Source organism: Pseudomonas fluorescens (assembly GCF_002022275.1).
Lineage (GTDB): Bacteria > Pseudomonadota > Gammaproteobacteria > Pseudomonadales > Pseudomonadaceae > Aquipseudomonas > Aquipseudomonas fluorescens_AJ.
On sequence record NZ_MSDF01000021.1, the window covers coordinates 82,380 to 107,002 of the forward strand.

Consider the following 24,623-nt stretch of genomic DNA (forward strand, 5'->3'; position numbering starts at 1 on the left):
TGCGTGTGCAATCTGCTCCTGTAGGGTAGGCGAACCCCCGCCCATTCCTGGAGACGACCGTGAAGGAAATCACTCAACTGGCTGCTGAACTGGGTCGCCGTTTGCAGGTGCTCAATGCCCATGTCACCACTGCCGAATCCTGTACCGGTGGCGGTATCGCAGAAGCCATCACGCGGATTCCGGGGAGTTCGGCCTGGTTTGAGGCTGGGTATGTGACCTATTCCAATCGACAGAAGACCCGGCAGTTGGGCGTGCCCGAAGCGTTGTTCCCCAAAGTCGGCGCGGTCAGCCAGGAAGTGGTGGAAGCCATGGTGCGCGGCGCACAGGAAAAAAGCCTGTCGCGTTTTGCCGTGGCGGTCAGCGGAATAGCCGGGCCGGACGGTGGTTCGCCGGACAAGCCGGTGGGCACCGTATGGCTTGCGTTTGGCGTGGGCGACGAGGTCACAGCCGAGCGGGCGCACTTCCCCGGCAACCGCGACGAGGTCCGCCGACAAACGGTAAAGGCCGCGTTAGAGGGCTTGTTGCGACGAGCTGCAGCAGAAATCGAAAATCAGGGGTAGGCGATCCCGGATCTTTGTGGAACAATACTGTCTACTTATACAGGTGTTGGCCGTCAGGCCTTATTGATTACGTGAGGACTTCAATGGACGAGAACAAGAAGAAAGCCTTGGCTGCGGCCCTGGGTCAGATCGAACGTCAATTCGGCAAGGGTGCCGTAATGCGTATGGGCGATCACGACCGTCAGGCGATCCCGGCTATTTCTACTGGCTCTCTGGGTCTGGACATCGCGCTCGGCATTGGCGGCTTGCCAAAAGGCCGTATCGTTGAAATCTACGGTCCTGAATCTTCTGGTAAAACCACGCTGACCCTGTCGGTGATTGCCCAGGCCCAAAAAATGGGCGCCACCTGTGCGTTCGTCGATGCCGAGCACGCCCTGGACCCTGAGTACGCCGGCAAGCTGGGCGTCAACGTTGACGACCTGCTGGTTTCCCAGCCGGACACCGGTGAGCAAGCCCTGGAAATCACCGACATGCTGGTGCGCTCCAACGCCATCGACGTGATCGTGGTCGACTCCGTGGCAGCCTTGGTACCGAAGGCTGAAATCGAAGGCGAAATGGGTGACATGCACGTGGGCTTGCAAGCCCGTCTGATGTCCCAGGCGCTGCGTAAAATCACCGGTAACATCAAGAACGCCAACTGCCTGGTGATCTTCATCAACCAGATCCGTATGAAGATCGGCGTGATGTTCGGCAGCCCGGAAACCACCACCGGTGGTAACGCGTTGAAGTTCTATGCGTCGGTTCGTCTGGATATCCGCCGTACTGGCGCGGTGAAGGAAGGTGACGAGGTTGTCGGTAGCGAAACTCGCGTTAAAGTCGTGAAGAACAAGGTGGCCCCGCCATTCCGTCAGGCTGAGTTCCAGATTCTCTACGGTAAAGGTATCTACCTGAACGGCGAGATGATCGACCTGGGCGTGCTGCACGGTTTCGTCGAGAAGTCCGGTGCCTGGTATGCCTACAACGGCAGCAAGATCGGCCAGGGCAAGGCGAACTCGGCCAAGTTCCTGCAAGACAATCCGGACATCGCTGCCACGCTTGAAAAGCAGATTCGTGACAAGCTGCTGACCGCAGCGCCAGACGTGAAAGCTGCCGCCAACCGCGAGCCGGTTGAAGAAGTGGAAGAAGTCGACACTGACGTCTGAAGCAAACGATGACTGTTGTACTGGATACACTCGTCGCCGTTCGGCGCACTGCGATGGACCTGCTCGCTCGTCGCGAGCATGGTCGAGTCGAGCTGACGCGTAAACTGCGTCAGCGCGGTGCGGAACCCGAAATGATCGAAACAGCCCTCGACCGTTTGACGGAAGAGGGGCTGCTTTCGGAAGCTCGTTACCTCGAAAGTTTTGTCTCCTACCGAGCCCGTTCCGGCTACGGCCCAGCGCGAATTCGCGAAGAGCTGAGCCAGCGTGGCTTGCAACGCACTGACATCGACCTCGCCCTGCGTGAGTGCGGTATCAGTTGGTCTTCGCAGCTGGAAGACACCTGGCGCCGCAAGTTTTCCGGCCATCTGCCGATTGATGCCAGGGAGCGGGCGAAGCAGGGGCGGTTCTTGAGCTATCGCGGGTTTTCGATGGAGATGATCAGCCGCCTGTTGAGTGGCCGCGATCTGGACGACTGAGCGAACCCAAAAACAAAAGGCCCACTATGAAAATAGTGGGCCTTTTTTTTGCCTTCAAAAAACTCAGGCCGGCTCGGGTGCAACTCGCTGCTGGGCCTTGCCCTGAGCCTGTGCCCAGTTCTCCGGCAAGTTGATGTAATCCACCAATTCCCGCAACCGGCCTTGGTCCCGCCCGTTGAAGTTGAACACCAGCCGCGTCAAATGGCTGAACCTCGGCTCGTCATGCTCTTCGCCCGTGTAGTTGCGCTGCTGAAACTCTCCACTCACGCGCAAGCTGGCGAATTCGGCCTGTAAATGAGCCAGTGCGTGTTCACTGAGCGGGTGGTTCATGCGCACCACAAACTCACGTTTCAACCAGCGGGTTGAGTGGAAGTTGGCATAGAAACGGTTGATTTCATCCACCGCCTCTTCAGCGCTGTACACCAGCCGCACCAGCTTGAGGTCGGTAGGCAGGATGTAGCGGTTGGCTTCCAGTTGGCTGCGGATAAAGTCCAGCGCGCCTTGCCAGAAACCGCCGCCTGGCGCGTCCAGCAATACCACCGGCACCAGCGGGCTTTTGCCGGTCTGGATCAGCGTCAATACTTCCAGCGCTTCATCCAGGGTGCCGAAACCGCCCGGGCACAGCACCAGTGCGTCGGCTTCTTTGACGAAGAACAGCTTGCGGGTGAAGAAGAAGTGGAAGGACAGCAGGTTCTCGGTGCCATCGATGGTCGGGTTCGCGTGCTGTTCAAACGGCAGGGTGATGTTGAACCCCAGGCTGTGCTCCAGGCCTGCGCCCTCATGCGCTGCCGCCATGATGCCGCCGCCACCGCCGGTGATCACCATCAGGTCGGACTTTGCCAGAACCGCGCCGACTTCACGGGCCAGGGCGTACAGCGGGCTTTCGACCGGCGTGCGTGCCGAGCCGAAGACGGTCACCTTGCGTCGGCCCTTGAACTGTTCAAGAACGCGGAAGGCGTTATCCAGTTCGCGAATCGCCTGCAGGGTGATTTTAGCGTTCCAGCGGTTGCGGTCGTCCTGGGCCATGCGCAGGACAGTGAGGATCATGTCGCGATAAAGGGGGATATTCGGGCTGTTGGGGGCGATCAGCTGGAGTTGTGCGTCGACCTGCTGCGTGAGGTCAGTCCCGTTTTGTTCAAAATGACGAAGCAGTTGGTCATTCGATTCGTAAGGCATTCAACTTCTCCTTCTTCACAGAGACTGGGCCGTCGGCGAGAGATTCGTCCGGGGCCGCGACACTGCATGTGTCGCTGCATGCCCGAAGGCAATGCACGGTGCTCGCCAGGCGGCAAAGCGGGCTCTGTATGTTCCTTGTGATTTGGAAACCTTTGCACTGCAAGTCGCAGGAGGGCAAGCCTCTTTTGCCCTGAAAATGTTACAGAACAGCGTGGGAAACGCGGTAGATGGACTGCAGGGATGACTTGATCATGAGCCGAAAAACCGATGGCTGGCAACCGGTTATTGATCACACATGACGTAGTTTGGTTTTTGGCAGGCAGAAGCTGCGGGGGAATGCGCGCGCCGCTGGACAGCCGCGCGCGAAGGGCGAGCGGGTGTTACTTTTTCTTTTTCGCAGCCGCCGGGGCCGGGCAATCCGCTTCCACGAACTTGACCGACGCCACGGGGCGGTTGGTCTTGTTCTCGGTGATGTCGTAGCGCATCACCGCGCCTTTGGCCATCAACTCGCGGTAACCCTTGTTCAGGCACACGCTTTGGCCCAGTTGGAAATACACGGCCTTGGGGTTGGCACGCATCTGTTCTGCACGATCCGGCTGCACGCTGAGGTGATCGATCAGTTGCATGCCTTCAACGGTGTAGGCCACTTCCAGGGTTTTTTCATCGATTTCCCGGGGCAGGTCCTTGTTGCTTTCAGCCGCGACGCTTTGCAGTTTGCGGTTCATTTGGGCCTCCAGCAGCGAGGCTGCCTGGGCGCCCATGGGCAAGACCAGCGCAAATGCGACGGATGGGACGACAAGGCGCAGCATGGAACGCAGCATGAAACTCTCCTGATTCGGTTACTGGTGCATAGACCAGCCACTGCGCTGTGCGTTCAGTGGCGCGCAATTATAGGTGACCCATCGCCACTACAGCCAGGCGTATCGCTGGTAAACTGCGGCCACTTAAGCCTGCTTCGAGTTTCCCTTGTGTCGATTGACCCCTGCTCACGGTGCACCCGATGAGCCACGCCGTCTCCCGTTTGCGCACCCAGCGCCTGGCCCGGGCCGTGCGACCTTTCCTCAACCGTGGTTCGCGCGCCGAGCGCTGCCCCGGCTGCCGGGTGATTCCCGAGTATTGCCTGTGCGCCTGGCGTCCGAAGGTGCCGGCACGCTCTGCCATGTGCCTGTTGATGCACGACGTCGAGCCGATGAAACCCAGTAACACCGGCTGGCTGATCGCCGACGTAATCGCCGACACCACCGCGTTTGCCTGGTCGCGTACTGAAGTCGACCCCGATTTGCTCACCTTGCTGGCCGACCCGCAGTGGCAGCCATACATTGTGTTCCCCGGTGAATTCGTCGCCCCGGAGCGTGTTGTCAGCGAAGTGAACGTGGAGGAGGGCAAGCGTCCGCTGTTTATTCTGCTGGATGGCACCTGGAGCGAAGCGCGCAAGATGTTTCGCAAAAGCCCGTATCTGGAACATTTACCGGTGCTGAGCCTGGCGCCTGAACAGCTGTCGCGTTACAAGTTGCGGCGTTCCAAGCGGGATGACCATTTTTGCACGGCCGAAGTCGCCGCGCTGTGTCTGGAGTTGGCTGAAGATCAGGCCGGCGCCGAAGTGCTCGACGCTTACCTCGACGTATTCAGCACGCATTACCTGGCCGCCAAGTTTCAGATGCCACTGGACCTGACCGATGACGTCCATACGCGTCTCGCACCTTATATACCGGTGGTATAGCCAGACGACGTTTGCATGATGGCACCGTAACCGCACAACCCGCTAAAATGCCAACGGGCGTAGTGCTTGACTCCCTCCCCGGGGCGCCCATAAAAACAGGATCATTTAATCAATGGCCACATACGACATCCTGATAGCCGATGACCACCCGCTGTTTCGCAGCGCGCTGCATCAGGCCGTCACCCTCGGCCTTGGCCCGGACGTGCGGCTGGTCGAAGTGGCCAGCATTGCCGAACTGGAAGTGCGCCTCACCGAAAAGTCTGATTGGGACCTGGTGCTGCTCGATCTGAACATGCCCGGTGCCTACGGTTTTTCCGGGCTGGTGTTGCTGCGCGGGCAATACCCGCAGATCCCCGTGGTGATGGTTTCGGCCCAGGAAGAGGCTGACGTCGTGGTGCGTTCCAAAGAGTTCGGCGCCAGTGGCTTCATTCCTAAATCCAGCTCAATGGAAGCTATCCAGAGCGCCGTGCGCACTGTGCTCGATGGCGACGTGTCCTGGCCGCCGCAAGCGTTTGAAGAAATCAACGTGTCCGACGAAGCCAAGGCTGCCCGCGATGGCCTTGCCAGCCTCACGCCCCAGCAGTTCCGTGTATTGACCATGGTCTGTGAAGGCTTGTTGAACAAGCAGATTGCCTACGAGCTGAGTGTGTCGGAAGCGACCATCAAAGCTCACGTGACGGCGATCTTCCGCAAGCTTGGGGTACGTACACGCACCCAGGCGGCGCTGCTCTTGCAACAACTTGAGTCAATTTCGCAGCATTAATATGTAACCGATTCACGCTTTTTTGACTTTGCGTGAACTAGTTTCCCCACTTCTTTGGTTCAGTTGCCTATCTCTATGTCGCCTTTCAAGGGTCAAACCGGTATCAAACGTATCTTCAACGCAGGGGGCTATTCCCTGGATGGCCTGCGCGCAGCTTTCACCGGCGAGGCGGCATTCCGTCAGTTGGTGTTGCTGAACGTTATCCTGATTCCGTTGAGTTTTTTCCTGCACGTCAGCCGTGTCGAACGCGCATTGCTGATCGCCGTGTGCCTGTTGGCACTGATCGTTGAGTTGCTCAACTCGGCGGTAGAAGCGGCGATCGACCGGATTTCCCTGGACCGCCACCCGCTGTCGAAAAACGCCAAGGACATGGGCAGCGCTGCGCAATTTGTTGCGCTGACCATGATCACCCTGGTGTGGGCCGTCATCCTGATCTAACCCCTCAGGCGATGCTTGGCAGCACGATCTCGTCGCTGCGCTGAACCCCGGCGGTGAAGGCGCGGCACAGTTCCAGAAACTCGCGCATCGCCGAGGTCTGGTATTTCTGTTTATGCCAGATGAAGTAGAACTGCCGGGCCAGGTCCAGGTCCGGGGTTTCTACCGGCACCAGGCTGCCCCGCCGAAACGCGTCACGCAGCGCCAGCCGCGAAATGCAGCCAATCCCCAACCCCGATTCCACCGCCCGCTTGATCGCTTCGGTATGTTCCAGCTCCAGGCGTATATTCAGCGCGCTACGGTGATGGCGCATGGCTTGGTCAAACGTCAGGCGCGTGCCCGAGCCTTGTTCGCGCAGGATCCACGCTTCATGGGTGAGCTCGTCCATCGTGGCTACGCCACGCTTGGCCAAGTGATGCTGAGGCGCGCAAAACACCACCAATTCATCTTCGACCCAGGTTTGCACCTCAATGTCCGGGTGGCTGCAGTCGCCTTCGATCAGACCCAGGTCAATTTCGTAGTGCGCCACCTGATGCACGATATGCGCAGTGTTCTGCACATGCAGCTTCACCTGACTCTCGGGATGCTGCTGCATGAAGCTGCCGATCAGCAACGTCGCCAGGTAATTGCCGATGGTCAGGGTGGCGCCGACCGCCAGCGAGCCGAAGCCGGACTTGCCGTTAAGCAGGTCTTCGATCTCCTTGGCCTGGTCCAGCAGCGCCACGGCCTGGGGCAACAATTGGTGGCCGAGGGCGTTGAGGCTCAGGCGTTTGCCCGCGCGGTCGAATAATTGGCAGCTGGATTGGCGCTCCAGCTCGGTGATCGAGGTGCTGGCGGCGGATTGAGATAAGGCCAGAAGGCCAGCAGCGCGCGAGACGCTTTCCTGCTGGGCGACGGCGACGAAGACTTGCAGTTGACGGAGAGTAAATCGCATATCGATATAACCGATAACCCTTATCTTAATAATCCAGTTAACAGATATTGTCGCCGCCATTAGAATGCTGTGCAATTGCGCACCTATCTTTCTGGCGCAGACCCATTTCCAGGAGTTCCCCGTACATGAGCAACATGAACCACGAACGTGTCCTCAGTGTTCATCACTGGAACGACACGCTGTTCAGCTTCAAGTGCACCCGCGACCCGGGCCTGCGCTTCGAGAACGGTCAGTTCGTGATGATCGGCCTGCAACAACCCAACGGCCGCCCGCTCATGCGCGCTTACTCCATTGCCAGCCCGAACTGGGAAGAGCATCTGGAGTTCTTCAGCATTAAAGTGCCGGATGGCCCGCTGACTTCCCAATTGCAGCACTTGAAGGAAGGCGACGAGATCATCATCAGCAAAAAACCGACGGGCACCCTGGTGCTTGACGATTTGAAGCCGGGCAAACACCTCTACCTGCTCAGCACTGGTACTGGCCTCGCGCCCTTTATGAGCGTGATCCAGGACCCGGAAACCTACGAGCGCTTTGAAAAAGTGATCCTGTGCCACGGCGTGCGTTACGTCAACGAAGTCGCCTACCGCGAATTCATCACCGAGCACCTGCCGCAGAACGAATTCTTCGGCGAGGCCCTGCGTGACAAGTTGATCTACTACCCGACTGTGACCCGCGAACCGTTCGAAAACGAAGGCCGCCTGACCGATCTGATGCGCAGCGGCAAGCTGTTCAGCGACATCGGCCTGCCACCGATCAACCCTGAAGACGACCGCGCCATGCTGTGCGGCAGCCCAAGCATGCTGGACGAGACCAGCGAAGTGTTGAACAGCTTCGGCCTGAAAGTCTCGCCACGGATGCGTGAGCCGGGTGATTACCTGATCGAGCGTGCTTTCGTCGAGAAATAAACATCGCTACAAAAAATTGTGGGAGCTGGCTTGCCTGCGATAGCAATGTGTCATTCAGCACATCAGTGACTGAACCACCGCAATCGCAGGCAAGCCAGCTCCCACACAAGCAGCTCCCACAGTTGTTTTCGGCGTTTAGTTGGCCGCAACCACTTCCAGCACACAGATGACGCCCGCCTCGGGATAGTGCCAACGCACCTCCACATCCCAAAACCGTACGCCATATTCCCGCTCAGGCCCCGGCGTCTGATACGCCGGCCGCGGGTCTTGCGCCAAACACTGATCAATCAATTCCACCAACGGCTCACCCAGGCGCTGGGCATGGCCTTGTGCCTGCTTCAGCGCAGTCTTGAGCCACTGCACAGGAATCAGCGGCGGCGCGCCGCTGGCAATGCTGTTGGTGGCGATGTCGATGATGTCGGCATAGGGCACGTAGGGTTTGATATCCAGCACCGGCGTGCCATCGAGCAGGTCGATCCCGGAAACCCACAGCTTGCCCGGCTCCACTTTGTCGAGCTTCACCACCGACTGGCCGATGCCATTGGGCCGGTGGGTCGCACGGGTGGCAAACACGCCCATGGACGTGTTGCCGCCCAGGCGCGGCGGGCGCACTTTCAAGCGCGGTTTGTCTTCCAGTGCCTCATGGAACAGAAACAGCAGCCACACATGGCTGACCTGCTCCAGGCCCTGCACCGCCTCACCACTGTCGAACGGCGCCACCAACTCCAGCACGCCACGGGCGGCCGGCGCCAGTTGGGGTTGGCGCGGGATGGCGAACTTCTCCTTGAAACAGGAGCGCACAAAGCCGACGGGCGAGACGTTGTAACTCATGGCTTACGCACGCACTCGCAGGGTCAGGCCCTTGAGGAAATTACGCAGCAACTGATCGCCGCACGGGCGGTAGTTGGTGTGGCCGAACTTGCGGAACAGTGCGCTCAACTCAGGCTTGGACACCGGGAACTCGGAGGCCTTGAGGATGGCGTGCATGTCGTCTTCTTTCAGTTCGAAGGCCACGCGCAGCTTCTTGAGGATGATGTTGTTGGTCACCGGGGTTTCGATCGGCTGCGGCGGGCGGCTTTCGTCCTTGCCACGCTTGAAAATCACCAGGCCGTCGAGGAAGTGCGCCATGACGTCGTCAGGGCAGAACACAAAACCTTCTTCCTCATCTTTCTTGAGGTAGGTCAGCAGGTCGTCTTTGGTCACGTCCATGCCGCCGAGCTTGATGATCTCGACCATCTTGTTGTCGCTGATGTCGAGCATGTAGCGCACGCTGCGCAGTACGTCATTGTGAATCATGGTGGGCAATCCTGGTTTTCAACTGAGGACACCGCCGAATCAGGCGGTGTCGAGAAAAGGCGTACGGCTTAGAACTTCTCTTTGCCGGACAGGTAGCGCCATTGGCCGACCGGCACTTTGCCGATGGACACGCCGCCAATGCGGATACGGCGAATGGCGATGACTTTCAGGCCAACCGCTTCGCAGAACAGCGCGATCACACCCGGTTGCGGGTTTTTCATCGCAAAACGCAGGCGGTTTTCGTTCTGCCAGCTGGCTTTGACGGGCGGCAGCTCTTTGCCTTTGTACGTCAGGCCGTGGTTCAGGCGGTTGAGGCCGTGGGCAACCATGTCGCCTTCGACTTCCACCACGTATTCCTGCTCGATCTTGGCGGCATCGGCGGTCAATTTGCGCAGAATTTTCCAGTCCTGGGTAAACACCAGCAGGCCGCTGGCCTTGGCTTGCAGGTCGGCGCTGGCGGTCAGGCGCAGGAAGTGGCCTTTGAGCGGGCGCTTGCTGAAGCGGTGTTCTTCGGACAGGGTGTCGGCGCTGATCGAGGCCATGGCGGTTTCGACGTCGACGCCGACTGGGGCGTGCAGCAGGATGGTGACCGGCTCTGGCACGGTGGCCTTGGCGTCGGGGTCGAGTTCGACCTTTTCGGTGGTGACCTTGAACTGCGGCTCGTCGATCACTTCACCGTCCACCGAGACCCAGCCGCCTTCAATGAACAGCTCAGCCTCCCGACGGGAGCAACCGACCAGTTCGATCAGACGTTTGGAGAGGCGTATGGGGTCAGTCATGACAAGGGCCGTAACAAAAGGGGGCGGCTATTGTACCTGCCTGGCGCCGGTTAATCCCGGACCCATTTCAGTGCTGGTGCTTTTTGTGGGTACTTGCTTGTGTGGGAGCTGGCTTGCCTGCGATTCAGGCACCTCGGTCGTACAGCTGAGCCCGAGGCGATGCCATCGCAGGCAAGCCAGCTCCCACAGAAGAGCGCAAACGCATGTGCAGCAAAGGGTACGGCTGCCCCAGGCCATCATGCTCCGTACGTCCGATCACCTCGAACCCCTGCTTGAAGTAAAACCCCAGCGCTTGCGGGTTCTGCTCATTCACGTCCAGCTCATCGGCATTCAAATGCTCAATCGCATAACGTAACAACTGCCGGCCCAAGCCCTGGCCGCGGTATTGAGGGTCGATAAACAGCATCTCCACCTTGCCGCCCGCTACCCCGGCAAACCCGGTAATACGCTGGCGCGCGTCCCTGGTGCAGATCAGCATCACGGCGTCGAGGTAGCGCGTCAGCACCAGGTTCTTCAGCAACACGATGTAACTCTCCGGCAGGAAATCGTGGGTCGCACGCACCGAATCTTCCCAAATCTGTGTCAATTGCGCGTAATCGCTGCTGGTGGGTGTGTGGATAACCGAATGCTGACGCATGCCTGCTGCCCTTTACCGGTGATTTTGATCAAACGATAGACCGAAAAAAGCCCCGCATCTTGTCCAGAGGCGGGGCTTTTTCAGTTTTTACCGACTCAGTCGCGCTTTTCAGCCCACAAGTCGTATTCATCGGCATCGGTCACGGTGCACCAGACCTTGTCGCCTGGCTTCAAACCGCTGGCATCGTCGATAAACACGTTACCGTCGATCTCCGGCGCGTCAAAGAAGCAACGGCCAACGGCGCCTTGCTCGTCGACTTCGTCGATCAGCACTTCGATTTCCTTGCCGATGCGCAATTGCAGGCGCGCCGAGCTGATTGCCTGTTGGTGCGCCATGAAACGCTCCCAACGGTCTTGCTTGACGTCGTCCGCCACCACGGCCAAGTCCAGCAGGTTGGCGGGGGCGCCTTCCACCGGCGAGTACTGGAAGCAACCGATGCGGTCCAGCTGCGCTTCGGTGAGCCAGTCCAGCAGGTATTGGAAGTCTTCTTCGGTTTCGCCGGGGAAGCCGACGATGAAGGTGGAGCGGATGATCAGCTCCGGGCAGATCTCGCGCCAGTTCTTGATACGCGCCAGGGTTTTGTCTTCAAACGCCGGGCGTTTCATGGCTTTCAGGACTTTCGGGCTGGCGTGCTGGAACGGGATGTCCAGGTACGGCAGGATCTTGCCGGCGGCCATCAACGGGATCAGCTCGTCCACGTGCGGGTACGGGTAAACGTAGTGCAGGCGCACCCACACGCCCAGGCTGCTCAAGGCTTCGCAGAGTTCAGTCATGCGGGTTTTCACCGGCGCGCCATTCCAGAAACCGGTGCGGTATTTCACATCGACGCCGTAAGCGCTGGTGTCCTGGGAGATGACCAACAGCTCTTTCACGCCGGATTTGACCAGGCGCTGGGCCTCGTCGAGTACGTCACCCACCGGGCGGCTGACCAGCTTGCCGCGCATCGACGGAATGATGCAGAAGCTGCAGCTGTGGTTGCAGCCTTCGGAAATCTTCAGGTACGCATAGTGACGCGGGGTCAGCTTGATGCCTTGCGGCGGCACCAGGTCGATCAGCGGGTTGTGATCCTGACGTGGCGGCACCACTTGGTGCACGGCGTTGACCACTTGCTCGTACTGCTGCGGGCCAGTCACAGCCAGCACGCTCGGGTGCACTTTGCGGATATTGCCTTCTTCCACGCCCATGCAGCCGGTCACGATGACCTTGCCGTTTTCCTTGATGGCTTCGCCAATCACTTCCAGCGATTCAGCCTTGGCCGAGTCGATGAAACCGCAGGTGTTGACCACCACCACGTCTGCGTCCTGGTACGTGGACACGACGTCATAGCCTTCCATACGCAGTTGCGTAAGGATGCGTTCGGAGTCGACCAGAGCCTTCGGGCAACCCAGGGATACAAAGCCGACCTTGGGGTTGGCTTTTGCGATGGTGGTGGACATGTCTAACCTCGGTATTGAATGACGCCGCCAGTCGGGCACGACACGGCGGTAAACGGGCACTTGGTGTGCCTCTGATCAAAAAGTGCGCAATTCTAGCGACGGGCAGCGGAATTGACCAGCTTTATGCAGGGAAATGCGACGAGTGCTGCGCTATGCTTCGCGCCGTGACACGTGGGTGAAACCCCTGAGTCAATAATTCGTCTGTAACTGGAAGTAAAACGGCGCATGCTCAGGCAGTGCTGTTTATAAAAGACCTCAGGTCAAAAGGGCAGGAGTGGTTGATGGGTCAGGCAAGTAGTCAGGCAGCAGGTGCCGAACATTCCAACGCAAAGCCGATCGGCATGCTGGTGGCGGCGGTCGGGGTGGTGTACGGCGATATCGGTACCAGCCCGCTCTATACCCTTAAAGAGGTGTTCACTGGCGGTTACGGGGTTCAGGTCAACCATGACGGCGTGCTGGGGATCCTGGCGCTGATCTTCTGGTCGCTGATCTGGGTCGTGTCGATCAAATACATGCTGTTCGTGCTGCGCGCCGACAACCAGGGCGAAGGCGGCATCATGGCCTTGACCGCGCTGGCGCGACGGGCGGCGGGGGAGCGCAAAAAACTGCGCAGTTTCCTGGTGGTGTGTGGCCTGTGCGGTGCGGCGTTGTTCTACGGCGACAGCATGATCACCCCGGCGATTTCGGTCTTGTCCGCGGTGGAAGGCCTGGAACTGGCGTTCGACGGCCTCGAAAAATGGGTCGTGCCGATTGCGCTGGTGGTGCTGGTGGCGCTGTTTCTGATCCAGAAGCACGGCACTGACCGCATCGGCAAGCTGTTCGGGCCGGTGATGGTCACCTGGTTCCTGGTATTGGGCGTCCTCGGTGCATACGGCATTACCCTGCACCCTGAAGTGCTCAGTGCCTTGAACCCGATGTGGGGCGTGCGTTTCTTCCAGAGTCACCCAGGTATTGGCCTGGCAATTCTGGGCGCCGTCGTGCTGGCATTGACCGGTGCCGAAGCGCTGTACGCTGACATGGGCCACTTCGGCCGCAAGCCCATTGCCCGCGCCTGGTTCATCCTGGTGCTGCCGGCGCTGGTGCTCAATTATTTCGGCCAGGGCGCCATGCTGTTGGGCGATCCGGAAGCCGCGCGCAACCCGTTCTACCTGCTGGCGCCAAGCTGGGCACTGATTCCGCTGGTGGTGTTGTCCACCCTGGCCACGGTGATTGCGTCCCAGGCGGTGATTTCCGGCGCGTTCTCGTTGACGCGTCAGGCGATCCAGCTGGGTTACATCCCGCGCATGCATATTCAGCACACCTCCAGCGCCGAGCAGGGCCAGATTTATATCGGTGCGGTGAACTGGTCGTTGATGGTCGGCGTGATTTTGCTGGTGCTGGGCTTCGAGTCCTCCAACGCCTTGGCGTCGGCGTACGGCGTGGCGGTGACCGGCACCATGCTGATGACCACCATCCTGGTGTCGGCCGTGATGTTGCTGCTGTGGAAATGGCCGCCGATCCTGGCGGTGCCGGTGTTGGTCTGCTGCCTGTTGGTAGACGGCCTGTACTTTGCGGCCAACGTGCCGAAGATCATCCAGGGCGGCGCGTTCCCGGTGCTGGCGGGGATCGTGCTGTTTGTGCTGATGACCACCTGGAAGCGCGGCAAGCAACTATTGGTCGACCGCCTCGACGAAGGCGGCCTGCCGCTGCCGATCTTCATCGGCAGTATCCGCGTGCAGCCACCGCACCGCGTGCAGGGCACTGCGGTGTTCCTCACCGCGCGGCCCGACGCCGTGCCCCACGCGCTGTTGCACAACTTGCTGCATAACCAGGTGTTGCATGAGCAAGTGGTGCTGTTGACCGTGGTCTACGAGGACATTCCCCGCGTGCCGGTGACACGGCGTTTCGAGGTGGATGCCTACGGTGAAGGCTTCTTCCGGGTGATCCTGCATTTCGGTTTTGCCGACGAGCCGGACGTGCCCGAAGCCCTGAAGCTGTGCCATCTGGACGACCTGGATTTCAGCCCGATGCGCACCACCTACTTCCTCAGCCGCGAAACCGTGATCGCCTCGCGCATCAAAGGCATGGCACGCTGGCGCGAGGCGTTGTTCGCCTTCATGTTGAAAAACGCCAACGGCAACCTGCGCTTCTTCAAGCTGCCGGTAAACCGCGTGATCGAGCTGGGCACCCAGGTCGAAATGTAAGCGGTTGCTACACGGGAGCCGGCAATCGGCTCCCGTTTTCCTTTCTGAACCCTGTGCAATCCAGCGTTGTCGACTAGGCTCTAAGCACTGTTGAACAGTGCCCACAGAACCCAGAAGAGGTGCGCCATGAGTCAGCTGCTCGAACCCTATACCCTGCGCCAATTGACCCTGCTCAACCGCATTGCCGTGTCGCCGATGTGCCAATACTCGGCCGAGGACGGCCTGGCCAATGACTGGCACCTGGTGCACCTCGGCAGCCGCGCCGTGGGGGGCGCCGGGCTGATTTTCACTGAGGCCACCGCCGTGACTGCCGATGGCCGCATCACCGCCCAGGACCTGGGGTTGTGGAAGGACGAACAGATCGAACCGCTGCAACGCATCACGCGGTTTATTGCCGCCCAAGGCGCGGTGGCCGGGATTCAACTGGCCCATGCCGGGCGCAAAGCCAGCACGCACCGCCCCTGGATCGGCAAACACGGCAGCGTCAAACCGGAAGACGGCGGCTGGGTGCCGGTCGGCGCCTCGCCGATTGCCTTCGACCCTAATCACACCCAGCCCAAGCAGCTGGATGAAGGGCAAATCCAGCAAGTGATCGGTGATTTTGTCGCCGCCGCCAAGCGTGCCTTGACCGCCGGCTTCGAAGTGGTGGAAATCCACGCCGCCCACGGTTACCTGCTGCATCAATTTCTCTCGCCCATCAGCAATCAGCGCCAGGACAAGTACGGCGGTTCCTTTGAAAACCGCATCCGCCTGGTGCTGGACGTGACGAAGGCTGTTCGTGAAGTCTGGCCTGAGGATTTGCCGTTGTTTGTGCGGGTGTCGGCCACCGATTGGGTGGAGGACGGCTGGAACCCCGATGAAACCGTGGAGCTGGCGCGGCGCCTTAAAGACTTGGGCGTGGACCTGATCGATGTGTCCTCCGGTGGCACTGCCGCCAATGCCGAAATTCCTGTCGGCCCGGGCTACCAGACACGCTTCGCCGAGCGCGTGCGCAAAGAGTCGGGCATCGCCACCGGCACCGTCGGCATGATCACCGAGCCGGCCCAGGCCGAGCACATCCTGCGTACCTGCCAGGCCGATATCATCTTCCTCGCCCGTGAATTGCTGCGTGATCCGTACTGGCCGCTGCACGCCGACGACGATCTGGGTGGGCGCAAAGCCATCTGGCCGGCGCAATACCAACGGGCGACCCACCGGGATCAGCCGATTCATGAGTCTGATCTGAGGGATTGATCCCACACGCGCTCTGCCGAGCCCCACCCTGTGGCGAGCGGGCTTGCCCGCGTTGGGGCGCGAAGCGGCCCCTGACAGGGCCGCCGCGTTGCATCAGATAGACCGACGCGTCTGGTTTTAGGGCCGCTTCGCAGCCCAACGCGGGCAAGCCCGCTCGTCACAAGGGTGTAACGGCTACGACCTTTTTCCTTGCTCGCGTTTAACGCAACCCTGAAGCTTGCCGCTCAAGAGCAGGAGGCCATCATGCTGGTGGAGCGAGCGTTAAACGAAAGCGACATCCCCTTACTGGCAAGCATCGACCGCACAGAGCTGGTTCACGAATGCTATCGCATGGAAAACGGTGAACTGGTGCTGTACGCGGCCTTCCACGACATGCGCGGCTGGCCGGAAGGCGAGGCCGAGCAGGATGCCGTGGCGCTGCGCGCTTGCCTCCTGCGCGGCGGCTGGCTGTGGGGCGTGTTCGAGGGCGCGGTGTTGGTGGCCGCCGTGGTGGTGGACAACCGTCCGATTCGTAACCAGAACCTGAACATGCGCCAGTTGAAGTTCCTGCACGTCAGCCATTCTGTTCGTGGCATGGGGCTGGGCGGTCGGCTGTTTGCGCTGGCCTGTGAGCATGGCCGAAGTGTGGGCGTCGATGGGTTGTATGTGTCTGCCACCGAGTCGCGCAACACCGTGGATTTTTACCGGCGTCACGGCTGTTTAGTGTTGCCGCAACCCGACCCCGAGTTGTTGGCGCAGGAGCCTCACGACATTCACCTGTACCGGCCATTGTGTGAGAAAGGTCTGTAGGTCTTTGTTACCGCAGCAATTTTTTTAAGTGAATACTCTAAAAAAATCCCACACGACACGAGATTGTTTCTACGCTTAGGGTAAGTCTGATTTCTGGCCCAGGGAGTCAGTCTGTTTGTCCGGGGAGGCATTGCGCTTCACGGAAGGCGGGTGATGGGCATCAGGAGTTTTAGATCGATATCAGGAGAAACAGTCCATGGCCAAGTCCTATGGTGTAGCGGGTGTGGTGATGTCTTTTCTGACCCGCAGGGTGTCCTTGCGTGGCCGAAGGCTGAGTTCGGATGAAGCGCAATTACTGGAGCAGTACCGCGCCCTGACCGAAAACGATCAGGTGGCAATGCGGTATCTGATGGGGGCGATGAAGAGTGTGTCGCGGTTTTGAGGCCTACCCTGACAACACTGTGGGAGCTGGCTTGCCTGCGATGCAGACACCTCGGTACATCTGATGCACCGAGGGGATGCTATCGCAGGCAAGCCAGCTCCCACATGGCCTTAATTCTGCCGAGAAATCAGGTGTACTTGCGCGCCTCGGGTGCAGGCGGGAAGTACTGGTACAGCCAGGTTTCACTCAAGGTGCGGTCCTGGGTGCGGATAAACAGCCGCAGCTCCACAGGTTCCACGCTGTCACTGGTCGGGTACCAGTCGAACAGAATGCGGTAGCCCTTGATGTTGTCGAGCACCAGCACGCTGAAATCCTTCACTTCACCGTGGGAACAGGTCACCACCGGCTCGATGCCGGTGCCGGCCGGCAGGCGGTCGAGGCCGCCGCCCTTGAAGTCCACGGCAAAACGCCGTGCCCAGACCTCCGGGTAATGCTCGCCCGGTGCCCAGCCTTCGGTGAAGCCGCCCATGCCTGAACGGGTCGCGTCCACTTGCGCCAACGGCGTGCTCACCGGTGGCAGGGCACTCCAGTACAGCTTGTAGCCGTAATTCAGCGAATCGCCGGCGGCCACAGGTTTTTTCGGGGTCCAGAAGGCCACGATGTTGTCCAGGGTTTCGCCGGTGGTAGGAATTTCCAGCAGGTCGATCGAGCCCTCGCCCCATGCCGTGGTGGGTTCAACCCACAGGCTTGGGCGCTTGCTGTACCAGTCCACGGTGTCCTGGTAGCTGGCGAACTCATGGTCGGTCTGCACCAGGCCGAAGCCTTTCGGGTCTTTGTCGGCAAACGCGTTGAATTGCAGCTTGGCCGGGTTGTTCAGCGGGCGGCAGATCCACTCGCCGTTGCCGCGCCACATGGCCAGGCGGTCCGAATCGTGAATTTGCGGGTGAATGGTGTCGCACATCCGGCGCTCGTGGGTGCCGCAGCTGAACATGCTGGTCATGGCAGCGATGCCCAACTGTTCGATGGCGGTGCGCGCGTTGATATGCGCGTCGATGGCCATCACCACCTGATTGGCCTGGCAGTCGATATCGAAGCGGTAAGCACCGGTGGCGCTCGGCGAGTCGAGCAGGGCGTAGACCACGAAGCGTGTGGCGTCCTTGTCCGGGGTTTCGAACCAGAACTGGGTGAAATCGGGGAATTCTTCGCGTTTTTTCGCGTAGGTGTCGATGGCCAGGCCACGGGCAGAAAGGCCGTACTGGCCGGTGGAATCTACTGCACGGAAGTAGCTGGCGCCGAGAAATGACAGCACGTCATGCCGATCCAGTTCCGGTGCCTTGAACAGTTTGAAACCGGAGAAACCCAGGTCGCCGGTCAGCTGTTTGGTGTCGACCGTGGTTTTCGCGTAGTTGAACAGCGAAGGGCGGAAGTGCACCTCGCGCGCCTCACGGGTCTTGGGGTCGACGCTGTGCATGCGCACGGGCGTCTTGAAACCCATGCCGACGTGGAAGAACTGCACGTCGAGCTGGCCGTTCAATTCCTTCCACAGCGAATGGTTACCGTCGTAGCCGATGGCGTTGAAATTCTGCGGTGTCATGGTCGCCAGGGTCGGCGGCAGCACCTGTTTGGTGTCTTTATAGGCCGTCCCGGCCAGTTTTTTCGCCTGGGCTTTGAGCGATTCAAAATCGAAGGCAACGGCCTCGCCATCAGCAGCACGGTTGCCGGCCCAGGCCTGCGCAGCGAGCAGGCCGCTGGCCGATAAACCGGTGTAGGCCGCAATGGCCATGGACGCTTTGAGCAAATTCCTGCGGTGCATAGAGACAACCTGTCGTGAGCAAATCCCGCGCCTTTCCTGGCACGTAGCGGATCAGAAATTACGGTTCGGACATGCCTTCGGCCAAACGCAACGGACAATAAACAGACGCCGGATAGCTTAAGCGGTTCGATGGTGCAGGAAAAATGATTGATAGCGGGGTGATGGCGTTGCATGTGAAACAAGGTGTTTCCGGGTCTGTGCACACGGTAGTCGAGAATTATGAAGATCCCATGTGGGAGCGGGCTTGCCCGCGATAGCGTCGGCACAGACACATCGCCATCGCGGGTAAGCCCGCTCCCACAGGGGTAATGCGTCAGTGCTTGAACATCACATGCCGAACGGTGGTGTAGTCCTCCAGCCCGTACATGGACATGTCCTTGCCATACCCCGACAGTTTCTGGCCGCCGTGAGGCATTTCGCTGACAAGCATGAAGTGGGTATTCACCCAGGTGCAGCCGTACTGCAAGCGCGCGGCCAAACGGTGGGCGCGTCCTACGTCAGCGGTCCAGACGGATGACGCCAGCCCGTAGTCCGAATCGTTGGCCCAGCCGAGCACCTGTGCTTCGTCATTGAACTTGGTCACCGACACCACCGGCCCGAACACTTCACGGCGCACGATCTCATCGTCCTGCTGCGCATCGGCCAATACCGTCGGCTCGAAGAAGTAGCCATTGCCTTCCACCGCCTTGCCGCCGGTCACCAAGCGAATATGCGACTGCGCCACCGCGCGTTCGACAAACCCCGCCACGCGGTCACGGTGCTGCGCAGTGATGAGCGGACCCAACTCGGTGGCCGGGTCATCCTGCAGGCCGTACTTGATGCTGGCGACCGCTGCGCCGAGCTTCTCGACAAACGCATCATAGATATCCGCCTGGGCGTAGATGCGGCATGCAGCGGTGCAGTCCTGCCCGGCGTTGTAGAAACCAAAGGTACGAATGCCGTCCACGGCCGCGTCGATATCCGCGTCGTTGAAGATAATCACCGGCGCCTTGCCACCCAGTTCCATGTGCATGCGCTTCACGCTGTCGGCGGTGCTGGAAATGATATTGGCACCCGTGGCGATGGAGCCGGTGAGCGACACCATGCGCACTTTCGGGTGGTTCACCAGCGGGCTGCCCACGGTTGGCCCACGGCCAAACACCAGGTTGAGTACACCCGCCGGGAAGATTTCAGCGGCCAGTTCAACCAGGCGCAGCGCGGTCAGCGGGGTTTGTTCCGACGGCTTGAGCACCACGGTATTACCGGCAGCGAGGGCCGGGGCGATTTTCCAGGCGACCATCATCAGCGGGTAGTTCCACGGCGCGATGGACGCGATCACGCCGACCGGATCGCGGCGGATCATCGAGGTGTGGCCGGGCAGGTATTCACCGCCGGCCGAGCCGCTCATGCAACGGCTGGCGCCGGCAAAGAAGCGGAACACGTCGGCAATCGCCGGGATCTCATCGTTCAGCGCGGCGCTGTAGGGTTTGCCGCAGTTGTCTGACTCAAGCTTGGCCAGCTCCTCGCCGTGGGCTTCGATCACGTCTGCCAGTTTGAGCAGCAACAGGGAGCGATCCTTCGGCGCGGTTTGCGACCAGCCTTCAAAGGCGGCATCGGCCGCGCGCACGGCGGCGTCGACTTGAGCCTCGCTGGCTTCGTTGATTTCCACCAGCACGCGGCCGAGTGCCGGGTTGAATACGGCCTGAGCCGGGCCTTCGCCTTCGACAAGGTGGCCGTTGATCAAGAGTTTGGTTTGCATGGTTCAGCTCTCCTCAAAACGAGTGTTATCTCCCTGAAGAAACCCAGTTCAACTGTGGGAGCTGGCTTGCCTGCGATAGCGGTGGTTCAGTCGATACCGCTATCGCAGGCAAGCCAGCTCCCACATTGATCGTGTTTCAACAGTGGCAGGTTATTTACCGCCGCTACCCGCCACGCTTTCACCGCCGCGAGTCAGGTAATAGGCGCCCAGAATCGGGAACATCGTGACCAGCATCACCAGCATCGCCACCACGTTGGTCACCGGCACATCCCGTGGGCGACTCAACTGGTTGAGCAGCCACAGCGGCAAGGTGCGCTCATGGCCTGCGGTAAAGGTGGTGACGATGATTTCGTCAAACGACAGCGCAAACGCGAGCATGCCGCCGGCCAGCAGCGCCGAGCCGAGGTTGGGCATGATGATGTAGCGGAAGGTCTGCCAGCCGTCGGCGCCGAGGTCCATCGAGGCTTCGATCAGGCTGTGGGAAGTGCGGCGCAACCGCGCGATCACGTTGTTGTAGACGATCACCACGCAGAACGTCGCGTGGCCGACGATGATGGTGAACATCCCGGGTTCAATGCCCAGCGTCTTGAACGTCGCCAGCAAGGCGATACCGGTGATGATCCCCGGCAAGGCAATCGGCAGGATCAGCATCAGCGACACGCCTTGCTTGCCGAAGAACTCACGGCGATACAACGCCGCCGATGCCAGGGTGCCGAGCACCATGGCGATCAGCGTGGCGATGGCTGCAATTTGCAGCGACAGCTTGATCGCTTCCAGCACGTCCGGCCTTGCGAAGGCCACGCTGAACCACTTCAGGGTGAAGCCTTGGGGCGGAAAGCTGAACGCGGCTTCTTCGGTATTGAAGGCGTATAGGAAAATGATCAGGATCGGGAAGTGCAGGAACACTAGTCCGCCCCAGGCGGCGATCTTCAGCCCGATAGACGATTTCTCAGAGTGCATCGAAGGCCCCCAGGCGTTTGACGATGGAGAGGTAAATAGCGATCAGTACGATGGGAACCAGAGTGAACGCCGCCGCCATGGGCATGTTGCCGATTGCACCTTGCTGGGCGTACACCATGCCGCCGACGAAGTAACCCGGCGGGCCTACCAGCTGCGGCACGATGAAGTCGCCCAGGGTCAGCGAGAAGGTGAAGATCGAACCGGCGGCAATCCCTGGAATCGACAGCGGCAAAATCACCTGCATAAAGGTCTGGCGCGGCTTGGCGCCGAGGTCTGCCGAAGCTTGCAGCAGTGACGGCGGCAAACGCTCGAGCGAGGCCTGGATCGGCAGAATCATGAACGGCAGCCAGATGTAGACGAACACCATGAACCGCCCCAAATGCGAGGTGCTCAAGGTGCTGCCGCCCACGCCGGGAATGCCCAGTACGAACTGCAGAACCGGCTCCAGCCCCAGGTGCTGCACAAACCATTGCGCCACGCCGCCTTTGGCGAGCAACAAGGTCCAGGCGTAAGCCTTGACGATGTAGCTGGCCCACATCGGCATCATCACCGCGATGTAGAAAAACGCTTTGGTCTTGCCCGTGGTGTAGCGCGCCATGTAATAGGCGATGGGGAAGGCGACCACGGCACTGGCGATCGACACCACAATCGCCATGCTCAGGGTGCGCAGGATGATGTCGAAGTTCGACGGCTGGAACAGCGCGGCGAAGTTGGCCAGGGTCAGGTCCGGCGTGACGGCCATGGTGAAGTCGTCGAACGTGTAGAAGCCTTGCCACAGCAGGGTCAGCAACGAGCCGAGGTAGATTGCGCCGAACCAGATCAGCGGCGGTATCAGCAACATCGCCAGATAGAGGTTGGGCTTGCGATACAGCAGGTTGGAAAACCTGCGCATCGGCGGTTGGGATAGGGCCAGGCTCATGTCACACCTCGCCTGCGATGTCGGTCAGCGGGGTCATTGCTTCCCGCGCCCAACGGGCGGTGACGGGCTGGCCGACTTGATGGCCGCTGCTGACGTCCAGCCACTGGTTGTTGGCCTGGCTGATGTTCAGCGCCTGGCCGTTTTCCAGTTTCAGTTCATAGCGCGTGGCGCTGCCCTGGTATTGGATATCGTGCAGTAAACCGCTGATTTCCACTTCACCGGCGCCCAGCGGGCCTTCGGCGAAACGCACGTGTTCCGGGCGAATCGAGAAGGGCTGCGCGCTGCCGCTGAGGCGTTGGGCCAGCTCGCCGCGAAGCACGTTGGAGGTGCCGACAAACTCGGCGACGAACGAGGTGGCGGGTTTCATATACAGGTTGCGCGGCGTGTCGACCTGTTCGATGCGGCCTTTGTTGAATACCGCCACGCGGTCGGACATAGACAGCGCTTCGGTCTGGTCGTGGGTCACGAAAATGAAGGTGATGCCGAGCTGGCGTTGCAGTTTTTTCAGCTCGCTTTGCATCTGTTCGCGCAGCTTCAGGTCGAGGGCGCCGAGCGGCTCATCGAGCAACAACACACGCGGACGATTGACCAGCGCACGGGCCAGGGCCACGCGTTGGCGCTGGCCACCGGAGAGCTGCACCGGTTTGCGCTCGCCGTAGCCGCCGAGGGCGACCATCGCCAGGGTTTCTTCGGCGCGATTGAGGCGCTCGGCCTTGCCGACACCTTTGACCTTGAGGCCGTACGCCACGTTGTCGCGCACATTCATATGGGGAAACAGCGCGTAATCCTGGAATACGGTGTTCACGTCGCGCTGATACGGCGGCAAGCCGGCTGCTTCCTCGCCATGAATACGGATCGAGCCTGCGCTCGGTTGCTCGAACCCGGCAATCAGGCGCAGGCAGGTGGTTTTGCCCGAGCCGGAAGGGCCGAGCATGGAAAAGAACTCGCCGTCCTGAATGTCGATGGAAACCCGGTCAACGGCTTTCACTTCGCCGAACTGACGGGAAACGTGGGTGAATTGGACTGCAAGCGTCATGGTGCGGTGCTCCAAAAAGGCGCGGGTCGTCGCAGCGGCCCGGCCTGGACTTCTGAAAAATCTGGGAATCTGTAATCACTGTGGGAGCTGGCTTGCCTGCGATGGCATCACCTCGGTCTGGCTGAAACACCGAGGTGTCTGCATCGCAGGCAAGCCAGCTCCCACACAAACCCTGCCCACATTGGAACTGTGTGGCCCGGGGGACGTCAGCGGCCGCCCATGATCGCGATGTAATCCTGGGTCCAGCGGCTGTACGGCACGAATTTGCCGCCCTCAGCCTGTGGGGTTTTCCAGAAAGCGATCTTGTCGAACTGGTCGAAACCGTTGGTCTTGCAACCTTCGGCGCCGAGCAGTTCGCTCTCTTTGCACGCCGCAGGCACCGCCGGCAGCGAACCGAACCACGCCGCTACATCACCCTGAACCTTGGGCTGCAACGACCAATCCATCCACTTGTAGGCGCAGTTCGGATGCTTGGCCTCGCTGTGCAACATGGTGGTGTCGGCCCAGCCGGTGGCGCCTTCCTTGGGAATGGTCGACGCAATCGGCTGCTTCTCGTTGACCAGGCCGTTGACCTGATACGGCCAGGCGCTGGAGGCCACCACACCTTCATTCTTGAAGTCACTCATTTGCACGGTGGTGTCGTGCCAGTAGCGATGGATCAACGGTTGCTGGGCGCGCAGCACTTCCAGCACGGCCTTGTACTGGGTTTCGGTCAGTTCGTACGGGCTCTGGATGCCCAGTTCCGGCTTGGTCGATTTGAGGTACAGCGCCGCATCGGCGATGTAGATCGGGCCGTCATAGGCTTGCACGCGGCCCTTGTTCGGCTTGCCGTCCGGCAGGTTCTGCGCTTCGAACAGCACATTCCAGCTAGTGGGCGCGGTCTTGAACACGTTCGTGTTGTACATCAATACGTTCGGGCCCCACTGGTAGGGCGTGCCGTAGGTTTGCTGGCCGACCACGTACCACGGCGCGTCCTTGAGACGCGGGTCGATGTTCTTCCAGTTCGGGATCAACGCGGTGTTGATCGGCTGCACACGTTTGCCGCCAATCAAGCGCAGCGAGGCGTCGCCGGAGGCAGTGACCAGGTCATAGCCGCCCTTGGCCATCAGGCTGACCATTTCGTCAGAGGTGGCGGCGGTTTTCACATTGACCTTGCAGCCGGTTTCCTTCTCGAAACCGGTGACCCAGTCGTAGGCCTTGTCGCTTTCGCCACGTTCGATGTAGCCGGGCCAGGCGACGATATCCAACTGGCCTTCACCGGCGCCGACCGCTTTGAGCGGTTCGGCAGCCTGGAGGCTGGCGCTGGCCAGCAGCGCGGTGGTCAGGGCGCTGAGCAGTGCGGTCTTGTGCGCGGACATGGGGGTTCCCTCT

The 24,623-nt window shown here is 60.3% G+C and carries 25 protein-coding genes; 11 read left to right on the forward strand and 14 right to left on the reverse strand.

What is annotated here, in order from left to right; all coding sequences use genetic code 11:
* The first annotated feature begins 59 nt into the window (after positions 1–59).
* The 3 genes from BFW87_RS17600 (at position 60) to recX (ending at position 2,178) form a co-directional block, all read left to right on the forward strand.
* Complete coding sequence (locus tag BFW87_RS17600; protein WP_078741025.1) at positions 60–560, forward strand: CinA family protein; 501 nt, start codon at positions 60–62, stop codon at positions 558–560.
* Between the two features lie 83 nt (positions 561–643).
* Positions 644–1,702 carry a recombinase RecA gene (gene recA, locus BFW87_RS17605; RefSeq protein WP_078741026.1) on the forward strand — a complete coding sequence of 353 codons (1,059 nt, stop codon included), beginning with the start codon at positions 644–646 and terminating at the stop codon, positions 1,700–1,702.
* An 8-nt stretch (positions 1,703–1,710) separates the two neighbouring features.
* Complete coding sequence (gene recX, locus BFW87_RS17610) at positions 1,711–2,178, forward strand: recombination regulator RecX (RefSeq protein ID WP_078741027.1); 468 nt, start codon at positions 1,711–1,713, stop codon at positions 2,176–2,178.
* A 63-nt stretch (positions 2,179–2,241) separates the two neighbouring features.
* On the opposite strand, the gene BFW87_RS17615 is transcribed toward recX, so the two are convergent.
* Together BFW87_RS17615 and BFW87_RS17620 are read right to left on the reverse strand one after the other, a co-directional pair.
* Positions 2,242–3,354, reverse strand: coding sequence for a TIGR00730 family Rossman fold protein (locus BFW87_RS17615; RefSeq protein ID WP_078741028.1), 1,113 nt, complete (start codon positions 3,352–3,354; stop codon positions 2,242–2,244).
* Positions 3,355–3,734: 380 nt separating this feature from the next.
* Positions 3,735–4,175 carry a PA3611 family quorum-sensing-regulated virulence factor gene (locus BFW87_RS17620; protein ID WP_078741029.1) on the reverse strand — a complete coding sequence of 147 codons (441 nt, stop codon included), beginning with the start codon at positions 4,173–4,175 and terminating at the stop codon, positions 3,735–3,737.
* A gap of 179 nt (positions 4,176–4,354) precedes the next feature.
* Here BFW87_RS17620 and BFW87_RS17625 point away from each other — a divergent pair, with 179 nt between their 5' ends.
* From BFW87_RS17625 to BFW87_RS17635, 3 genes are all read left to right on the forward strand, one after another.
* On the forward strand, positions 4,355–5,074 hold the full coding sequence (locus tag BFW87_RS17625; RefSeq protein WP_078741030.1) for a tRNA-uridine aminocarboxypropyltransferase: 720 nt from the start codon (positions 4,355–4,357) through the stop codon (positions 5,072–5,074).
* Between the two features lie 112 nt (positions 5,075–5,186).
* Positions 5,187–5,837, forward strand: coding sequence for a response regulator transcription factor ErdR (gene erdR / locus BFW87_RS17630; RefSeq protein WP_078741031.1), 651 nt, complete (start codon positions 5,187–5,189; stop codon positions 5,835–5,837).
* A gap of 69 nt (positions 5,838–5,906) precedes the next feature.
* On the forward strand, positions 5,907–6,275 hold the full coding sequence (locus tag BFW87_RS17635; protein ID WP_176159775.1) for a diacylglycerol kinase: 369 nt from the start codon (positions 5,907–5,909) through the stop codon (positions 6,273–6,275).
* Between the two features lie 4 nt (positions 6,276–6,279).
* On the opposite strand, the gene BFW87_RS17640 is transcribed toward BFW87_RS17635, so the two are convergent.
* Positions 6,280–7,206 carry a LysR family transcriptional regulator gene (locus tag BFW87_RS17640; protein WP_003189054.1) on the reverse strand — a complete coding sequence of 309 codons (927 nt, stop codon included), beginning with the start codon at positions 7,204–7,206 and terminating at the stop codon, positions 6,280–6,282.
* 125 nt (positions 7,207–7,331) lie between these two features.
* On the opposite strand from BFW87_RS17640, the gene fpr reads away from it, so the two are divergent.
* The gene (gene fpr, locus BFW87_RS17645; RefSeq protein ID WP_003189055.1) at positions 7,332–8,111 is read left to right on the forward strand and encodes a ferredoxin-NADP reductase; all 780 of its coding nucleotides are present in this window, start codon (positions 7,332–7,334) and stop codon (positions 8,109–8,111) included.
* A gap of 135 nt (positions 8,112–8,246) precedes the next feature.
* Here fpr and tsaA read toward each other — a convergent pair whose 3' ends face one another.
* The 5 genes from tsaA to rimO all read right to left on the reverse strand — a co-directional run bounded on the left by tsaA (position 8,247) and on the right by rimO (position 12,259).
* The gene (gene tsaA, locus BFW87_RS17650; RefSeq protein WP_078741032.1) at positions 8,247–8,942 is read right to left on the reverse strand and encodes a tRNA (N6-threonylcarbamoyladenosine(37)-N6)-methyltransferase TrmO; all 696 of its coding nucleotides are present in this window, start codon (positions 8,940–8,942) and stop codon (positions 8,247–8,249) included.
* Between the two features lie 3 nt (positions 8,943–8,945).
* A complete protein-coding gene (locus BFW87_RS17655) occupies positions 8,946–9,407 on the reverse strand; it encodes a DUF1456 family protein (protein WP_078741033.1) in 462 nt (153 codons plus the stop codon).
* A gap of 68 nt (positions 9,408–9,475) precedes the next feature.
* Complete coding sequence (locus tag BFW87_RS17660; RefSeq protein ID WP_078741034.1) at positions 9,476–10,186, reverse strand: rRNA pseudouridine synthase; 711 nt, start codon at positions 10,184–10,186, stop codon at positions 9,476–9,478.
* A gap of 124 nt (positions 10,187–10,310) precedes the next feature.
* A complete protein-coding gene (locus BFW87_RS17665; RefSeq protein ID WP_078741035.1) occupies positions 10,311–10,823 on the reverse strand; it encodes a GNAT family N-acetyltransferase in 513 nt (170 codons plus the stop codon).
* 95 nt (positions 10,824–10,918) lie between these two features.
* The gene (rimO, locus tag BFW87_RS17670) at positions 10,919–12,259 is read right to left on the reverse strand and encodes a 30S ribosomal protein S12 methylthiotransferase RimO (RefSeq protein ID WP_078741036.1); all 1,341 of its coding nucleotides are present in this window, start codon (positions 12,257–12,259) and stop codon (positions 10,919–10,921) included.
* Positions 12,260–12,540: 281 nt separating this feature from the next.
* Here rimO and BFW87_RS17680 point away from each other — a divergent pair, with 281 nt between their 5' ends.
* The 4 genes from BFW87_RS17680 (at position 12,541) to BFW87_RS17695 (ending at position 16,846) form a co-directional block, all read left to right on the forward strand.
* Positions 12,541–14,442, forward strand: a complete 1,902-nt coding sequence (locus BFW87_RS17680) for a potassium transporter Kup (protein ID WP_078741037.1) — start codon at positions 12,541–12,543, stop codon at positions 14,440–14,442.
* A 126-nt stretch (positions 14,443–14,568) separates the two neighbouring features.
* Positions 14,569–15,675: an NADH:flavin oxidoreductase/NADH oxidase gene (locus BFW87_RS17685; protein WP_078741038.1), complete on the forward strand. Its 1,107-nt coding sequence runs from the start codon at positions 14,569–14,571 to the stop codon at positions 15,673–15,675.
* A gap of 243 nt (positions 15,676–15,918) precedes the next feature.
* On the forward strand, positions 15,919–16,464 hold the full coding sequence (locus BFW87_RS17690) for a GNAT family N-acetyltransferase (protein WP_078741039.1): 546 nt from the start codon (positions 15,919–15,921) through the stop codon (positions 16,462–16,464).
* A 196-nt stretch (positions 16,465–16,660) separates the two neighbouring features.
* Positions 16,661–16,846 carry a hypothetical protein gene (locus tag BFW87_RS17695; protein WP_078741040.1) on the forward strand — a complete coding sequence of 62 codons (186 nt, stop codon included), beginning with the start codon at positions 16,661–16,663 and terminating at the stop codon, positions 16,844–16,846.
* 127 nt (positions 16,847–16,973) lie between these two features.
* On the opposite strand, the gene BFW87_RS17700 is transcribed toward BFW87_RS17695, so the two are convergent.
* The 6 genes from BFW87_RS17700 to ydcS all read right to left on the reverse strand — a co-directional run bounded on the left by BFW87_RS17700 (position 16,974) and on the right by ydcS (position 24,610).
* Complete coding sequence (locus BFW87_RS17700; protein WP_078741041.1) at positions 16,974–18,599, reverse strand: glucan biosynthesis protein D; 1,626 nt, start codon at positions 18,597–18,599, stop codon at positions 16,974–16,976.
* Between the two features lie 313 nt (positions 18,600–18,912).
* On the reverse strand, positions 18,913–20,337 hold the full coding sequence (locus tag BFW87_RS17705; RefSeq protein WP_078741042.1) for a gamma-aminobutyraldehyde dehydrogenase: 1,425 nt from the start codon (positions 20,335–20,337) through the stop codon (positions 18,913–18,915).
* A 150-nt stretch (positions 20,338–20,487) separates the two neighbouring features.
* Positions 20,488–21,297: an ABC transporter permease gene (locus BFW87_RS17710; RefSeq protein WP_016977919.1), complete on the reverse strand. Its 810-nt coding sequence runs from the start codon at positions 21,295–21,297 to the stop codon at positions 20,488–20,490.
* Positions 21,287–22,216, reverse strand: a complete 930-nt coding sequence (locus BFW87_RS17715; RefSeq protein WP_078741043.1) for an ABC transporter permease — start codon at positions 22,214–22,216, stop codon at positions 21,287–21,289. Before BFW87_RS17715 ends, BFW87_RS17710 begins: the two co-directional genes overlap by 11 nt.
* A 1-nt stretch (position 22,217) precedes the next feature.
* Entirely contained in the window at positions 22,218–23,252 is a 1,035-nt protein-coding gene (locus BFW87_RS17720) for an ABC transporter ATP-binding protein (protein WP_078741044.1), read from the reverse strand.
* A gap of 206 nt (positions 23,253–23,458) precedes the next feature.
* Positions 23,459–24,610: a putative ABC transporter substrate-binding protein YdcS gene (gene ydcS, locus BFW87_RS17730; RefSeq protein WP_078741046.1), complete on the reverse strand. Its 1,152-nt coding sequence runs from the start codon at positions 24,608–24,610 to the stop codon at positions 23,459–23,461.
* Between the last annotated feature and the right edge of the window lie 13 nt (positions 24,611–24,623).

Excerpts from the sequence above, each read along its gene's own strand:
- recA (WP_078741026.1), top strand. The coding sequence starts at position 644 with ATGGACGAGAACAAGAAGAAAGCCTTGGCTGCGGCCCTGGGTCAGATC.
- recX (WP_078741027.1), top strand. The coding sequence starts at position 1,711 with ATGACTGTTGTACTGGATACACTCGTCGCCGTTCGGCGCACTGCGATG.
- BFW87_RS17615 (WP_078741028.1), bottom strand. The coding sequence starts at position 3,354 with ATGCCTTACGAATCGAATGACCAACTGCTTCGTCATTTTGAACAAAAC.
- BFW87_RS17620 (WP_078741029.1), bottom strand. The coding sequence starts at position 4,175 with ATGCTGCGTTCCATGCTGCGCCTTGTCGTCCCATCCGTCGCATTTGCG.
- BFW87_RS17625 (WP_078741030.1), top strand. The coding sequence starts at position 4,355 with ATGAGCCACGCCGTCTCCCGTTTGCGCACCCAGCGCCTGGCCCGGGCC.
- erdR (WP_078741031.1), top strand. The coding sequence starts at position 5,187 with ATGGCCACATACGACATCCTGATAGCCGATGACCACCCGCTGTTTCGC.
- BFW87_RS17640 (WP_003189054.1), bottom strand. The coding sequence starts at position 7,206 with ATGCGATTTACTCTCCGTCAACTGCAAGTCTTCGTCGCCGTCGCCCAG.
- fpr (WP_003189055.1), top strand. The coding sequence starts at position 7,332 with ATGAGCAACATGAACCACGAACGTGTCCTCAGTGTTCATCACTGGAAC.
- tsaA (WP_078741032.1), bottom strand. The coding sequence starts at position 8,942 with ATGAGTTACAACGTCTCGCCCGTCGGCTTTGTGCGCTCCTGTTTCAAG.
- BFW87_RS17655 (WP_078741033.1), bottom strand. The coding sequence starts at position 9,407 with ATGATTCACAATGACGTACTGCGCAGCGTGCGCTACATGCTCGACATC.
- BFW87_RS17660 (WP_078741034.1), bottom strand. The coding sequence starts at position 10,186 with ATGACTGACCCCATACGCCTCTCCAAACGTCTGATCGAACTGGTCGGT.
- BFW87_RS17665 (WP_078741035.1), bottom strand. The coding sequence starts at position 10,823 with ATGCGTCAGCATTCGGTTATCCACACACCCACCAGCAGCGATTACGCG.
- rimO (WP_078741036.1), bottom strand. The coding sequence starts at position 12,259 with ATGTCCACCACCATCGCAAAAGCCAACCCCAAGGTCGGCTTTGTATCC.
- BFW87_RS17680 (WP_078741037.1), top strand. The coding sequence starts at position 12,541 with ATGGGTCAGGCAAGTAGTCAGGCAGCAGGTGCCGAACATTCCAACGCA.
- BFW87_RS17685 (WP_078741038.1), top strand. The coding sequence starts at position 14,569 with ATGAGTCAGCTGCTCGAACCCTATACCCTGCGCCAATTGACCCTGCTC.
- BFW87_RS17690 (WP_078741039.1), top strand. The coding sequence starts at position 15,919 with ATGCTGGTGGAGCGAGCGTTAAACGAAAGCGACATCCCCTTACTGGCA.
- BFW87_RS17695 (WP_078741040.1), top strand. The coding sequence starts at position 16,661 with ATGGCCAAGTCCTATGGTGTAGCGGGTGTGGTGATGTCTTTTCTGACC.
- BFW87_RS17700 (WP_078741041.1), bottom strand. The coding sequence starts at position 18,599 with ATGCACCGCAGGAATTTGCTCAAAGCGTCCATGGCCATTGCGGCCTAC.
- BFW87_RS17705 (WP_078741042.1), bottom strand. The coding sequence starts at position 20,337 with ATGCAAACCAAACTCTTGATCAACGGCCACCTTGTCGAAGGCGAAGGC.
- BFW87_RS17710 (WP_016977919.1), bottom strand. The coding sequence starts at position 21,297 with ATGCACTCTGAGAAATCGTCTATCGGGCTGAAGATCGCCGCCTGGGGC.
- BFW87_RS17715 (WP_078741043.1), bottom strand. The coding sequence starts at position 22,216 with ATGAGCCTGGCCCTATCCCAACCGCCGATGCGCAGGTTTTCCAACCTG.
- BFW87_RS17720 (WP_078741044.1), bottom strand. The coding sequence starts at position 23,252 with ATGACGCTTGCAGTCCAATTCACCCACGTTTCCCGTCAGTTCGGCGAA.
- ydcS (WP_078741046.1), bottom strand. The coding sequence starts at position 24,610 with ATGTCCGCGCACAAGACCGCACTGCTCAGCGCCCTGACCACCGCGCTG.